Raw genomic sequence first — 13,215 nt, forward strand, 5'->3', positions numbered from 1 at the left:
ATGAATAGATTGATTAGTATCAACGAAGCTTCCAAACAACTTGGCGTGTCCATCTCAACATTACGCAGATGGGACGAAAGTGGTGTGCTTGTTGCCGAAAGAACACCTAAAGGACACAGACGTTACGATATTAGTAAAATCAACCCAAACCTACTGCATGGCATAGGCAACAAAGACCGAAAAACCATTGCCTATGCACGAGTATCAAGCCACGACCAAAAGGACGATTTAGAGCGTCAAATCCAAGTTTTAGAACGCTACTGTGCCAAACAAGGCTGGACTTATGAGGTCATCAATGATTTAGGTTCTGGCATGAGCTACCATAAAAAAGGACTTAAACAACTGCTTGACGGCATATTAAACAATGAAATCGGCAGATTGGTTTTAACCCATAAAGACCGCCTATTACGCTTTGGTGCAGAACTTGTCTTTGCTATCTGTGAAGCAAGAAACGTTGAAGTTATCATCATCAATCAAGGTGAAAACCCATCCTTTGAAGAAGAGCTTGCTCAAGATGTGCTAGAAATCATTACGGTATTTTCCGCTCGTCTGTATGGTTCACGCAGTAAGAAAAATAAAAAAGTGTTAGAAGCTGTTAAGGCGGTGTTAGAATGACCGCCATTCGTGGGCACATCATTGAACTAAAACCCAATCACAAACAAGCCACTTATTTTAAAAAGGCTTGCGGGGTTGCAAGATTTGCTTATAATTGGGCATTGGCGGAGTGGAAAAGGCAATACGAACAAGATAAACAATATCGTGATGACTGTTTAGCAAAGAACCTACCCATTAACGAAAGCAAACTCAACAAACCCACACAAGGCAAATTAAGAAAACAGCTTAATGCCATCAAACGCACCCAGTTTCCCTTTATGCTGGAAATTACCAAATGCTCTCCCCAGCTTGCCATTATGCAACTAGGCGATGCCTTTAAACGCTTTTTTAAAGGCGAAAGCAAATACCCCCAATTTCGCAAAAAAGGTGTAAATGACCGTTTTAGCCTATCCAACGACCAATTTAAACTCAAAACCATCAATAACAAACCATACATTCAAATCCCAAATTTAGGTTTGGTAAGAATGCGTGAAAACTTACGCTTTGATGGCAAAATCCTATCCGCCAAAGTCTTTACAAAAGGTGGTAAATGGTTTGTGTCCATTGCGGTTGAACTGAACAATAACACACAAGCCAAACAACTTAAAACCAATCAAACTCTTAAAACAGGTAATGCTGTTGGCATTGATTTAGGCATTACCGACCTTGCCACACTTTCAACAGGAGAAAAGATACAAGCACCAAAACCTTTAAAGAATAAACTTAAAAAACTTCAAAGATTATCAAAACAACTTAGCCATAAACAAAAAGGCTCTAAAAATCGTGAAAAAGCGAAAACCAAGCTATCACGATTGCATTACAAAATCAGTTGTATCAGAAAAGACTTTTTGCACAAACTCACCACTGATTTGGTAAAACGATTTGATGTGATTTGTATTGAAAACCTAAATATCAAAGGTATGGTAAAAAAATCGCAAACTAAGCCGTGCTATCAATGATTTAGGGTTTTATGAACTTAAAAGGCAACTCATCTACAAAGCAAATCAATGGGGCAAGACAGTCAAAGAACTGGATAAGTTTTATCCCTCAAGCAAAACCTGCTCTTGTTGTGGTGTTAAGTTAGATGAATTACCTTTATCTGTTAGAAACTGGACTTGCCCCAACTGCAACACAAACCACGATAGGGACATCAACGCCAGTATCAACATTTTAAACAAAGCGGATAAGATTTTAACCTTATCTTAACAAAAATCTTGGCGGGTGAGTTCTATCCCCAATTTTAAAATGCCTATGGAGCTTATGTAAGACCTACGCCAAATGGCAAGGGCAACAAGCGATGAAGTAGGAAGAAAACGCTAAATTTGCCTTTGGGTAGATTTTGGTAGGTTTTTTGGAACGGTTTGACCCATGAAACATTGTTGATTCAAAAACAGTCATGAAAACACTCATAAACCAAATACAAAAGAACGTGATGATACTCGTTTAAATCCGTCTCACTTAAACTTCACAGGTCGCTCGGCATTGGGATAATGATGTTCATGCTCGACATCACAGTCCTCGCCCACCGTTGCCCCCTTATCATCCTTAGGCTTTTCAATATAGCCTGTGCGTTCTTCTACGGGCAGGTACTCATGCTCCCACACCATGACCGCTTGCATGCAGGTTTGGCGTTGTTCGTCCGTTAGGCGAACGCCATTATCCCATTTACCAATCTCAATGGCGGTGCGGAATTTGGCGACGATTTCGGGGGTTAGGCTGTTTAGGATGTCTTGTTTGTTCATGTTTGACCTTTTTGATTGGATTATTTAAGTAAGTTTTTTATCACACCCATCAGTCCACGGCTGATTGCTCGGGTCGCTTGCTTATTCAACTGACTGCCCAGTGCGTCCGCCACATCATACGCCATGCCTTGATTGCGACTTTTACGCCCGCCTGACAGACCACCAATAAAACCATCTAACGCCCCCAGCTCTTTTTTGTCTGATGATTGGACTGATTGGCTTTTTGCCTTGTCTTGTTCTGCTTCTTCTTTTTGGGCAAACTGTTGGGCTTCTAGCTATGCCAAAGCCTCAAATGCCGAATGATTGTCCACGCTATCTTTATAATAGCGATACAGCACATCCGACTCAAAGCTGGCTCGGCACTCTTCGGATGTCAAAGGCGACAAGGCAGACGCAGGCGGTAGGATATAGGCACGCTCGACCACGTTTGGCATGCCCTTTTCATCCAAAAATGAGACAAGAGCCTCGCCAACACCAAGCTCGGTAATGGCACTGGCGACATGCAAATTTGGGTTGGTGGGAAATACACCCCACCCCCTTAGAGCGAATCAGTCTGACCACCTGCTCTGTCAGAGCCGATGATGCATTGTCAAACATGAGATGAGCCTCATCAAAGAATAAGACAAATTTGGGCTTGTCAAGGTCGCCCACTTCGGGAAACCTCTCAAAAATCTCTGCCAAAAACCACAACAAAAACGCACTGTACAGACGGGGCGAGAGCATGAGCTTTTGGGCATTTAGGATATTAATCACGCCCCGACCGCCCTCGGTCTGCACCCAGTCTTCTAGGTTCAGCTCAGGCTCGCCAAAAAAGTCATTACCCCTTTCACTCTCTAACTGTAAAAGCTGACGCTGTATCGCCCCAACACTCGCTGGCGAGACGTTGCCATACTGCGTGCGATAGGTTTTGGCGTTATCAGCGACGTGAGTGAGCATGGCTTTATAGATCTTTTAAATCTATCAAATGCCGTACACGTCCCAAAACCGCACAGGAAACCCTGTTAGATGGTCATCGGTCATGCCAAATTCTTGCATACGCTCGCCAATCTTACCGCTTGCCACGCCTGCACGACCAAGCCCTGATAAGTCGCCTTTGACATCCACCAAAAAACTGGCACACCTGCACGGCTAAAACCCTCTGCCATGGTTCTAAGCGTGACGGTCTTACCCGTGCCTGTCGCCCCTGCGATGAGTCCATGGCGGTTTGCCATGCTGCCTAAGAGATTCATTTGGCTGGCGGTGTCAATCGTGCGAGCAATGGGAAATGTGGTCATAATGTGCCTTTTGGTAGGTGTAAAAGCATGAATGAATTTTAGTGAGTTATCCAAACAGCCATTATACTTATCTTTTAAAATAAAGTAAATTTTATCCTAAGTAAATGCCCATCTGACTGCATCACAAAAAATTAAATCGCCCATCATCGCCCATCGCCTGTGGTAAATCATCCGTCGCCACGCCCATGAGTGCCAAGGTCTCACGCTCTATCAGCCGTGTAATCGTATCTAAGGGCAAATCATTTTGTGCCACGCCAAACGGCTCTTCTAGCTGACTGCTTAGCTCATCAAGCCCCAAAAACATATAGGCAAGCAGTCCCACCAAAAACGGCGTCCAAATCCCCAGTACCGACTCAATACCAAACGGCAACATCCAACAAAAACAAAACACCGCCCGATGAAGTAGCACCGAATAAACGAGTGGCAAGGGCGTACTACTGATACGGTCGCACCCTGCTTGGATGTTACCCATTTCGATGATGTGGCGTTGGATACTGGTGTAGATAATGTCGCTGATTTGCCCTGATTTGACAGCATGGATAAGACGGTGTTGTATTCGCTCTAACACCACCTGTGGGGCGTTGATGTGCTGACGAATGAGCGTATTTAACTCATCTTTATCTTTATCATCAATATCCAGATAATCGGCAAATCTCTCCACGGGCAGTTTTTGATGACGTAGGCGGTCTCTAAATAAATTGACAAAAATCAGCATATCCACGAGTATCACTCGCCTGTCATCATCATGTAAAAAATGACTGTCCCGACTCAGATGACGGGTATTGGCAATCAAAGCACCCCACAGCTTACGCCCTTCCCACCATCTGTCATAGCAAGCATTGTTCCTAAATCCCAAAAAGATGGACAGCACCACGCCAAACACCGTAAAGCCGACCGCAGGGACGTTTTTGACGGTGTAGAGCTGATAATGCGACAAGCCCCACGCTATCATAGACACCGCCATAAGCAGGATGATCATCGGTAGCACTTTGGGCAGTATCGTGCCATGCCACATGAACAGTAGTTTTAGGCTATTGTGTTTATCACGGACTATCATAACTTAACAATCACAGTCGCCATACGTCCTGTGGCGGACTTTTTAGCGTGGGTTTGCTGGCGGTATGAATAGTATTTGGGGTTAGCATAACTGCACGGAACGGTATCGTTTATGACCGTAATATTTAAATGGGACAGTTGTAATTTGGTTAATTTTACAATATCAATCAAGCATTTATCATCGTCTTTGTCCGTGATGATATTTTGATACAATCCATCAACTGTCAATGCCACTAAGGTTTTATCACTCACTTGGCTGATGATGTCATGGGCTAGGGTTTTGTTAATTTCATAATTATCATGGCTGATACACGCTCCGATGACGGCTTTGATGTTGGTTTTATTGGTAAACTTTTGATAAGTATTTTTAATAATGCCTTTGGTTAGCCCCTGCCAACCTGCATGAATACAGGCAATTTGGCCATTCTCATTATCCGCACAATCATCATTAAAAAGAGCAATCGGCACGCAGTCGGCGGTCATGATAGACAGTCCCACGCCTGCCCTATCAGTGATGAGTGCGTCTGCGTCTTGGGGGGGTATGGCACAGCTAGCGTGTGCCACAATGTCGCTGTGGATTTGGTTTAGCCAGTGGATTTGGCTTATTTTATCATTTGTCAGTTTATTTAACTCATCCAATAACGCCATACGGTTTGCCAAAACTTGCTCGCTGTCATCGCCAACGTGCAACCCCACGTTAAATGAACCATATAAATCATCGCCCCATTTATCAAACTTACCTGCGTGGGTTTGAACGATGAGTACATGGTCATTTTGGTATAATATATCAAACATGATAATCCTGTTAATTTTTAAATTTGATTTTGGATAAATTGGTAGGGGTAAATTGCCATTTACCCTTGATAAATCAACCAATTATATAACGTTGAAAATGGCGTTTTGTTTTATAAAACTATTCTTGCAAAATCCCAATCATCTTAACCATATCAGACGGCATATCACGACCAAATACCAACGCCTTGCCTGTGGTCGGGTGGACAAAACCGAGCTTGTGGGCGTGCAGGGCTTGACGGGGGAAATCTATCACCGCTTGGCGAGTGGTGGGAGCAAGACCCGATTTTGGCAATCCGCCATAAACCTTATCGCCAAGCAAGGCATGACCAACATGGGACAGATGTACACGGATTTGGTGAGTACGCCCCGTCTCCAAACGAACATGGAGCAGACTATAATGCGTACCCAGTGGCGTGGCGGATAGGATGTGCGTGATGGCAGGTTTACCGCCGTCCGTTACCGTCATCTTGGTGCGATGAATGCGGTGTCGCCCTATCGGTACATCTATCGTGGCATGGCGCAAGATGTCGCTTGGCACACCTGTAGCGATACATTGATACTCCCGATAAACCGATTTGTCTTTTAGTTGCTCGGTCAAATCAAGCTGGGCGGTTTTGGTGCGTGCGACAATAAGTAACCCCGATGTGTCCTTATCAATACGGTGAACCAGTCCTGCCCGTGGCAGGTGGGCATTATCAGGATAATGATACAATAGAGCATTGACCAGCGTGCCTGTGCGATTGCCTGCCCCAGGGTGGACGACCAAACCGACAGGCTTATTTATCACAATCACATCATCATCAGCATAGACCACGTCAAGGGGGATATTTTCAGGCAAATCTTCGCTGTGATTGTCAAGTGTGGCGGATAGGGTCAAAATATCGCCCAATTTGACACGGTATTTGCTTTTTTGGGGCGTGTCATTGACAAGCAAACTCTCATCATCAATAAAGCCCTGTATCTGTACTCGGGAAAAGCCGTCAAACACATCGGTGGCGATTTTGTCTAGGCGTGTGCCGATGTCGGATTCGCTTACAGTGTAGCTTTGGGTAGGCGGATTTGGCGAGTCTGTCTCGGCAAATTCATCATCATTATCATTTAAACTGGATAAATTAGGCAAATCAGATAAATCGTCATTGGCGGTCTGATTAAAAGAATGCTCTCTCATGATTATGTTTAAATTGCTTGGAAAAAATAAGCCATTTTAGCATTTTTTGTAAAAAATAGCCGATTTTATTTTGGTGTTGTTCATTCTTAAAATTTTGTGGTAAACTATTTCAAATTGTTATTGTAATCTGGACAAAAAATGAACAAAACTGCCAAACTTACCCTAACCGCCATCATGACATCTGCCGTGCTACTTTCTGGTTGCTCCACCCTAAAAGGCATTGGCAAAAAAGACAGTGAAGTTGTACAAAGTGCCGAACAGTCCGAGCTAGGCTATTATCAAACCGCCCAAACCGCCCTTGAAAAAAACCGTTATAACGAAGCCATGAGTGCGTTAAATAGCTTACGCACGTTTTATCCGACAGGGCAGTATGCTGAGCAGGCATTGCTTGATTTGATTTATGCCCAATATCGTGCCAACGACTTTGAGTTGGTAACCAAAAGCACTGCCGAATTTATCCGCTCCTATCCAACCAGTCGCCATGTTGATTATGCTCTATACGTCCAAGGCGTAACCAACATGGGCGGGGCTCCCAAAGCCTCCCGCTTATTTAACCTTGACCAGTCCCAACGTGATGTATCTTACCTGCGTTTGGCATTCCAAGATTTTTCCAATCTCATCAAGCACTTCCCAAACAGTGCCTACGCCCCTGACGCTGCCCAGCGTATGAGAGCGATTTATAACGACTTTGCCGAGCATGAACTGGTCGCCGCTCGTTGGTATGTCAAGCGTGATGCTTATGTCGCCGCCGCCAACCGTGCCAAATGGGTGTTTCAGCACTTCCCCCAATCGGACGGTGTGCCAGAAGCCATCGCCATCTTAGCACACAGCAATGAGCAGTTGGGGCTGACCGACACCGCCAACCAATACAAAACCCTACTCCAAATCAACTACCCCCAATACCTTGGGGCAAATGGGCAGGTCAATATCGGCAACAGCCAATCTTTTGCCAAAAAAGCCTTATCATCGGTAAGTTTTGGTAAATTTGGACGTGCCAAAGACACCCCCACCTATCAAGGCGGTCAGTATGACGGTGCGACACGCACACAAATCATCACCTCCGCCCAAGCCCTTGCCCTGCCCCAAGCAAGCCCTGAAAGTGCCGACATCGCCACACCAAAACCTGCCGACACACGCAACACACGCCGTATCGGTCTAGGTCTGCCTGCCGATGAATCCGAGGCAGGTAACACCAACCAAACTCCCTAACATCATCACATTTGACCGCCAAAAATCTACCTTTTGGCGGTCAGTTTTGCCAAATCATGGTGTTGATGATAAAATTGGTTTTATTTTTTGATTTTTAGGAAAAGCTATGGCAATGCCTATTCGTGGCGGTATTCTAACCTGCAATATCGCTGACACCCAAACCCTATACAGCAGTTATCTCTCTTTTGTCACTCATGGTGGTATTTTTGTGCCGAGTGCCAGAAAGCACAGCCTTGGCGAAGACGTGTTCGTGGCATTTACCCTACCCGGCTCTACCGAACGCTATCCGCTTAACGGCAAAATCGTGTGGCTTAATGAAAAAGGCACGCCCAGTAAGCCCGCTGGTTTTGGCATGCAGTTTGGTACCGACCCTAACAGCCTAAAACTCAAAAACGAAATTGAGCGACTGCTTGCCGGTGAAGTAGAATCCACCAAACCCACTTATACCATGTAAGTGTTGCGGACAAAGTTGCCAATTACATGGTTATTTGTTATAATAATGGAAAGCACGGATTTTATTCGTGCTTTTTTATGGCAATTTTTTAAGATAAATTTTTAAAGACAACTTATGAAACACTCACATCCTTTTTGGCAAATCATTCGCACCGTTCCCAATTTTCCCAAAGCAGACATTGATTTTTATGACATCACGCCCCTATTATGGCATGTTGATGAACTCATTAACGAGCTTTTAAACGCCCTGCCCGATGGCATGATTGATGAAGTAGAATGCCTTGCTACCACCGAAGCACGGGGCTTTGTCATCGGTAGTCTGCTATCAGGACGTACTGGCAAACCACTCCTGCTCATTCGTAAAGCTGGCAAACTGCCACCCCCTGTCCATCGCCAAAGCTATGATCTAGAATACGGCACCGACACCCTAGAAATCAAAGCAGACGCCCCCAAATCCAAAGTGCTACTGGTTGATGACGTGCTTGCCACTGGCGGGACGTTAAAAGCAAGCAAACTTCTGTGCGAACAAGCAGGGCATGAGGTGCTTGGGGCATTGGTACTGCTTGATTTGCCAAAGTTGCACAGCGATATCGGCATGGATACTTATGCCGTGATGAATGATGTGGACTGACGGCAATCCAATACCAAAATACTCAAATCAGAGCACACACTAAATAATCCCACTAACTTCTTGATTGTGTTGGGTATTCTTTGGCTTTATTAGACCAAATACAGTAAAAAAATACCCGACCTTTTACAACCATCTAATCTGTAAAATACACCATCTGTTTTTGCTTGAAAAATCAAACCCAGCTCAACCTATCTTTAGGCCATTACTCACAGTCAAAACATAACAATCCATACTTTTATTGTGGTGAATTTTTTTGTATAATAGCAATAATATTCATTTAACATCATACATTATGACAAACAAAAAATTCAAAAAACCCTTGATTTTTATCATCATTTTGATGATTGGTGTGGCGTGTGCTACTTTCTTTTTTTATCAAAAACAACCACCAAAACAGCAATACCTCACGCACACCGCTGGGCTTGCCAACATCGAGAGTACTGTCATCGCGGGTGGTCAAGTCTATGCCGAGGAACTGATTGACGTGGGGGCTCAGGCGACTGGGCGTGTGGATAGACTGCACGTTAAGCTAGGACAACGGGTCAAAAAAGGCGAACCCATCGCCGATATCGATGCCACTCAGCAAAAAAATGCCCTAAAAGATGATGAGGCAAGTTACAAATCCTTGCTTGCTCAGCACGACATCAAAAAAATCCAGCTTGCTCAAATCGAGCATGAATTTAACCAACAAAAGCAAGGCTATCAAGCAGGCGTGGTAGCAAAAATAGACTACACCAAAGCAAAAACCGCCCTATCCACCGCCCAAAAAGAGCTAAGTGCAAGCATGGCTCAGCTTGAGCAAGCCAAACTCAAAATCGCCACCGCCAAAACCAATCTGGCATATACTCGCATTACCGCCCCCATGGATGGTGTGGTGGTGGCGGTCGTTACCAAAGAAGGTCAAAACATCAACGCCATGCAGTCATCGCCAACCATCATCAGGCTGGCTCAGATTGATACGGTGCAAATCAAAGCCAAATTCTCCGAAGCGGACATTCCCAAGCTAAAAACAGGCATGAATGCCCACTTTACTATTTTGGGCTTGCCAAATCGACAGTTTGAGGCCACGCTCCAAGATTTAGAATTAGTCCCCATTGATACCACTGCTCAATCAGGGGCGGTGTATTATTATGGGCTACTGAGCGTCCCAAACCCCGACCATGAACTCTTTATCGGCATGACCGCAAACGTTACTGTCATTATTGACAAAAAAGAGCAAGTACTCAGCCAGATTTGAGCATGAGCATGACTGCCCAAGTTGGCAATCACAGCAAAGGCGTGCAGGTGGACGGCGTGAGGCTAAACCATCATCGTTTGCAAAATGTGCAGTTTGTCGCAGGGGGTATGTTTCGCCAAAGTGATTTGGATAATTTTAGCCAAAACGTCATCATCAGCGAAAAAACCAAACAAGCTTTTTTCAAACAAAACAACGCCTTAGGTCAAATTCTCATCTTAAATGGTGTACCCACCAAAGTGGTGGGCGTATTTAAATACAATGGCATTGAGGGCAATTTTGACCGCAATCTCAAAGTATGGCTTCCCTATCGTACCTACCAAGCCCGCTTTGCAGGCGAGTCGCCACGCCTAAACAGCATTACCAAACAAGTCGTCCGCCCTTGCCAGCGAAAGCATCAGCCAGCTTTTGACCCAACGGCACGGCAAAAAAGACTTTACCCTATTTAACAGCGACAGCCTTGCCAAAACGGTCGAAAAAACCGCCCAATCCTTGACCCTGCTCATCGGGGCGATTGCAGTCACCTCGCTACTGGTTGGTGGGATTGGCGTGATGAACATCATGCTCGTCTCCGTTACCGAACGCACAGGCGAGATTGGCGTGCGTATGGCGGTAGGAGCAACTTATGGCGACATCGTTTGGCAGTTTCTCATCGAGGCGATGGTGGTGTGTGCGTTAGGCGGTGTGCTTGGGGTGCTTTTGGCGTTTGGGCTTGGCGGACTGTTACAACTCTTTGACATCAAAGTCATTTTCTCTGCTTGGCGAGCCTGCGTGGCGGATTGTGTTTTATTTTTCGTTATTATCCACGCTGACATCAGGCGTTTTGGCGTGGTATTTTGGCTTTACGCCTGTGAGCCTAGCAAGTCTGCCTTATATTGTTGGCATTGGCGTTACCGCCCTAGCAGGGCAACTTTTAATGACTTATGCTTATCAAGTCGGGCAAAAATTTGTCGTGGCGACACTGTCCTATCTTGGCGTGGTATTTGCCATTGTCTTTGGGGCATGGCTGTTTGGCGAGCGATTGGACGCATTAAGCCTTGTTGGTATTGGTGTGATTGTGACAAGTGGGGTGCTGAGTGGGAAGAGGTAGCCAATACCAATAAATTCAATGAGAATATTTTCTAAATCAATTTTTTATGTTATAATATATTAAAGTTATGCATCAGTTAATTCAATGCATGACTTTTGGTTAAAATTCATCTTAAATGGGTTTTTGACACCAAAAAACCATGCCATCATCATGGTTTTATCACAATAAAACAATAAGGTAACACATGAAAACAACTATGATACCAATGCTGATTATTGGTGGGCTGATGACCGCTCAAACAGCATTTGCTACTGCACCACTTGATGTAAGTTTGGGTCTTGAAACTTACGAAGAAACCTACCGAGAGTATGAAGATGGTCGGCGTTTTATGCAGCAAAAAGGTCGTCTATACGGCTTAAATGCTGCCGCCCAATACCACTTTAATGACGCTCACAGTGTCAAGCTAGAAGGTAGGTACGCCAAAGGCAAGATTGATTATACAGGCGGGGAAAACCCCAGCAAAGAAAACCCAGAGGGTACACCTTATGGCTCGGTACACCAAAAAGACGTTCCCCGCCGTGCTTATGATGTGCGTGCTGTCTATGGCTACCAAAAACCTGTTCGCTCCAATGTTACACTCATTGGCGAGGCAGGTATCGGACATCGAGTGCTTAGAGATTTAAACTCTCGCATTGACCCTGAGGACTATGACCGCAAGAACGAGACCACTTATGCTCAAATTGGTGTTGAAGCAAAAGTTGCCTTGGCAAATGGCTTGGAGATTTCCCCAAAAATCTCTTATAATCACGGCATTCGTGGTCGCCAATACTCCTATTTTGGTGATGATACCATCACCCTAAAACAGCACCATGCCAAAGGTGTGGAAGTTGAACTGCCCATCAGTCGCACCAGAGGTAATCAGCACAAAATCAGCTACACACCCTATTATCGTGGCTGGCGTGTGCCTGTCTCCGATACGGTATATCGCATCGAAAAGGACGAGGATGGCGATGATGTCACCGCAGCATACAGCGAGCCTAAAAATTACACCCATGAATTTGGTGTCAAACTTCAATACACTTTCTAAAACAAGCTCACTTTTATCATAAATACAGCCACAGGCAGTCGCCAGATTGCTTGTGGTTACAATTTATCATCATTCAAATAATAACAAACAACCATTTTTTAATTTCCATGAACAAATCCAACAAAACCACCCTAACCTACACCGACTTTATTATCCTATCTGTCATCTTTTTTGGTTATTTTAGCTATGTTGCCATCACAGGCTATCTGTATGCCACACCTGAACAAACAATCACCGCCACCACCTTTGATGACACCGCCAATTATCTGAGCATCGCCACCGAGCTTATCCTGCTGGCGATTGCAGGGGCATATCTAGCGTGGCGACGCTTTGATTTTTCATTATTGGCTTTTTCCTGGGATAGATACACCCTGCCTTTGACCCTACTGCTCATCATCATTGGGGCGATGACTACCGATGCCGTGCTGTACGGCTGGCATTATCTCTTGACAGGCTACCACCCCTTTGCCGACATCAGCACCGCTCATCTGTCCATCTCTGGTATTTTTGGTCAGCTTACGCTTAGTCTGGTGCTGTTTTCACTACTAAACGGTTTTTTTGAAGAGCTGCTTTTTATGGGACTTGCCTTCGCTGTCAAACCTGAGCATCGCACGCTTGCGATAGCCACCAGCCTATTTGTCCGCTTTATTTTTCATGTCTATCAAGGCATACCATCTGCCATCGCCATCACGATGACAGGACTAATGTTCATTCTTGTCCGCCGTAAGGTACAAAATCTGGTGCCGTTCATGCTGGCTCATGCGGTGTTTGATGTATTTGGAGCGGGGATTTTATCATTCTTTTTGCCAAGCGAAGTGTGATGGTAAAAAAGAGCAAGATAAACATAGGGCGTACCCAACTTTTGTATTTACAATTAAAATCAAGATTTAGCCCCAGCTTTTGACAAACAGTTCATGCAAAAACGATTCATTTATTTCTAAA

At 44.8% G+C, this 13,215-nt stretch carries 15 protein-coding genes and 2 pseudogenes; 10 read left to right on the forward strand and 7 right to left on the reverse strand.

Going from position 1 to position 13,215, the window contains the following annotated elements:
* Both K941_RS0113215 and K941_RS16095 read left to right on the forward strand, forming a co-directional pair.
* A partial coding sequence (locus K941_RS0113215) for an IS607 family transposase (RefSeq protein ID WP_029102751.1) occupies nucleotides 1-615 on the forward strand: 615 nt, incomplete at its 5' end.
* A pseudogene (locus K941_RS16095) lies at nucleotides 612-1,800 on the forward strand (RNA-guided endonuclease InsQ/TnpB family protein). The gene K941_RS0113215 and the pseudogene K941_RS16095, both read left to right, overlap by 4 nt.
* Nucleotides 1,801-2,048: 248 nt before the next feature.
* On the opposite strand, the gene K941_RS0113225 reads toward K941_RS16095, so the two are convergent.
* From K941_RS0113225 to K941_RS16105, 7 genes and pseudogenes are all read right to left on the reverse strand, one after another.
* Nucleotides 2,049-2,336 (reverse strand): YeaC family protein, encoded by a 288-nt coding sequence (locus K941_RS0113225; protein ID WP_029103950.1) that lies wholly within the window; start codon nucleotides 2,334-2,336, stop codon nucleotides 2,049-2,051.
* A 275-nt stretch (nucleotides 2,337-2,611) separates the two neighbouring features.
* A complete protein-coding gene (locus K941_RS17900) occupies nucleotides 2,612-2,842 on the reverse strand; it encodes a helicase HerA-like domain-containing protein (protein ID WP_228130426.1) in 231 nt (76 codons plus the stop codon).
* Entirely contained in the window at nucleotides 2,778-3,272 is a 495-nt protein-coding gene (locus tag K941_RS17905; protein ID WP_029103951.1) for a helicase HerA-like domain-containing protein, read from the reverse strand. The genes K941_RS17900 and K941_RS17905 overlap by 65 nt, the downstream gene beginning before the upstream one ends.
* Nucleotides 3,273-3,296: 24 nt before the next feature.
* Nucleotides 3,297-3,610 (reverse strand): annotated as a pseudogene (locus tag K941_RS17910) (helicase HerA-like domain-containing protein).
* 121 nt (nucleotides 3,611-3,731) lie between these two features.
* Nucleotides 3,732-4,667 carry a bestrophin family protein gene (locus tag K941_RS0113250; protein WP_029103953.1) on the reverse strand — a complete coding sequence of 312 codons (936 nt, stop codon included), beginning with the start codon at nucleotides 4,665-4,667 and terminating at the stop codon, nucleotides 3,732-3,734.
* Entirely contained in the window at nucleotides 4,664-5,461 is a 798-nt protein-coding gene (locus tag K941_RS0113255) for a polyphenol oxidase family protein (RefSeq protein ID WP_036388557.1), read from the reverse strand. Before K941_RS0113255 ends, K941_RS0113250 begins: the two co-directional genes overlap by 4 nt.
* Nucleotides 5,462-5,579: 118 nt before the next feature.
* Entirely contained in the window at nucleotides 5,580-6,629 is a 1,050-nt protein-coding gene (locus K941_RS16105) for an RluA family pseudouridine synthase (RefSeq protein ID WP_051226096.1), read from the reverse strand.
* Between the two features lie 138 nt (nucleotides 6,630-6,767).
* On the opposite strand from K941_RS16105, the gene K941_RS0113265 reads away from it, so the two are divergent.
* The 8 genes from K941_RS0113265 (at nucleotide 6,768) to K941_RS0113305 (ending at nucleotide 13,094) form a co-directional block, all read left to right on the forward strand.
* Complete coding sequence (locus K941_RS0113265) at nucleotides 6,768-7,838, forward strand: outer membrane protein assembly factor BamD (protein WP_029103955.1); 1,071 nt, start codon at nucleotides 6,768-6,770, stop codon at nucleotides 7,836-7,838.
* A 106-nt stretch (nucleotides 7,839-7,944) separates the two neighbouring features.
* On the forward strand, nucleotides 7,945-8,292 hold the full coding sequence (locus tag K941_RS0113270) for a PilZ domain-containing protein (RefSeq protein WP_036388560.1): 348 nt from the start codon (nucleotides 7,945-7,947) through the stop codon (nucleotides 8,290-8,292).
* Between the two features lie 114 nt (nucleotides 8,293-8,406).
* Nucleotides 8,407-8,922, forward strand: coding sequence for an adenine phosphoribosyltransferase (locus K941_RS0113275; protein ID WP_029103957.1), 516 nt, complete (start codon nucleotides 8,407-8,409; stop codon nucleotides 8,920-8,922).
* A gap of 292 nt (nucleotides 8,923-9,214) precedes the next feature.
* A complete protein-coding gene (locus K941_RS16110) occupies nucleotides 9,215-10,159 on the forward strand; it encodes an efflux RND transporter periplasmic adaptor subunit (protein ID WP_228130427.1) in 945 nt (314 codons plus the stop codon).
* A gap of 8 nt (nucleotides 10,160-10,167) precedes the next feature.
* On the forward strand, nucleotides 10,168-10,605 hold the full coding sequence (locus K941_RS17915; protein ID WP_228130428.1) for an ABC transporter permease: 438 nt from the start codon (nucleotides 10,168-10,170) through the stop codon (nucleotides 10,603-10,605).
* Nucleotides 10,565-11,281: an FtsX-like permease family protein gene (locus tag K941_RS18165; protein WP_029103959.1), complete on the forward strand. Its 717-nt coding sequence runs from the start codon at nucleotides 10,565-10,567 to the stop codon at nucleotides 11,279-11,281. Before K941_RS17915 ends, K941_RS18165 begins: the two co-directional genes overlap by 41 nt.
* Nucleotides 11,282-11,430: 149 nt before the next feature.
* Complete coding sequence (locus K941_RS0113300; protein ID WP_029103960.1) at nucleotides 11,431-12,273, forward strand: outer membrane beta-barrel protein; 843 nt, start codon at nucleotides 11,431-11,433, stop codon at nucleotides 12,271-12,273.
* A 107-nt stretch (nucleotides 12,274-12,380) separates the two neighbouring features.
* Complete coding sequence (locus tag K941_RS0113305) at nucleotides 12,381-13,094, forward strand: CPBP family intramembrane glutamic endopeptidase (protein ID WP_036388562.1); 714 nt, start codon at nucleotides 12,381-12,383, stop codon at nucleotides 13,092-13,094.
* Nucleotides 13,095-13,215 lie beyond the last annotated feature (121 nt).

It is taken from the genome of Moraxella caprae DSM 19149, from assembly GCF_000426885.1.
In the GTDB taxonomy this organism is placed as follows: Bacteria; Pseudomonadota; Gammaproteobacteria; order Pseudomonadales; family Moraxellaceae; genus Moraxella; species Moraxella caprae.

What these genes read in the sequence shown, in the direction of transcription:
- K941_RS0113300 (WP_029103960.1), top strand. Translation starts at nt 11,431, where the DNA reads ATGAAAACAACTATGATACCAATGCTGATTATTGGTGGGCTGATGACC.
- K941_RS0113305 (WP_036388562.1), top strand. Translation starts at nt 12,381, where the DNA reads ATGAACAAATCCAACAAAACCACCCTAACCTACACCGACTTTATTATC.
- K941_RS0113225 (WP_029103950.1), bottom strand. Translation starts at nt 2,336, where the DNA reads ATGAACAAACAAGACATCCTAAACAGCCTAACCCCCGAAATCGTCGCC.
- K941_RS0113255 (WP_036388557.1), bottom strand. Translation starts at nt 5,461, where the DNA reads ATGTTTGATATATTATACCAAAATGACCATGTACTCATCGTTCAAACC.
- K941_RS0113265 (WP_029103955.1), top strand. Translation starts at nt 6,768, where the DNA reads ATGAACAAAACTGCCAAACTTACCCTAACCGCCATCATGACATCTGCC.
- K941_RS17915 (WP_228130428.1), top strand. Translation starts at nt 10,168, where the DNA reads ATGACTGCCCAAGTTGGCAATCACAGCAAAGGCGTGCAGGTGGACGGC.
- K941_RS0113250 (WP_029103953.1), bottom strand. Translation starts at nt 4,667, where the DNA reads ATGATAGTCCGTGATAAACACAATAGCCTAAAACTACTGTTCATGTGG.
- K941_RS16110 (WP_228130427.1), top strand. Translation starts at nt 9,215, where the DNA reads ATGACAAACAAAAAATTCAAAAAACCCTTGATTTTTATCATCATTTTG.
- K941_RS17905 (WP_029103951.1), bottom strand. Translation starts at nt 3,272, where the DNA reads ATGCTCACTCACGTCGCTGATAACGCCAAAACCTATCGCACGCAGTAT.
- K941_RS16105 (WP_051226096.1), bottom strand. Translation starts at nt 6,629, where the DNA reads ATGAGAGAGCATTCTTTTAATCAGACCGCCAATGACGATTTATCTGAT.
- K941_RS0113270 (WP_036388560.1), top strand. Translation starts at nt 7,945, where the DNA reads ATGGCAATGCCTATTCGTGGCGGTATTCTAACCTGCAATATCGCTGAC.
- K941_RS0113275 (WP_029103957.1), top strand. Translation starts at nt 8,407, where the DNA reads ATGAAACACTCACATCCTTTTTGGCAAATCATTCGCACCGTTCCCAAT.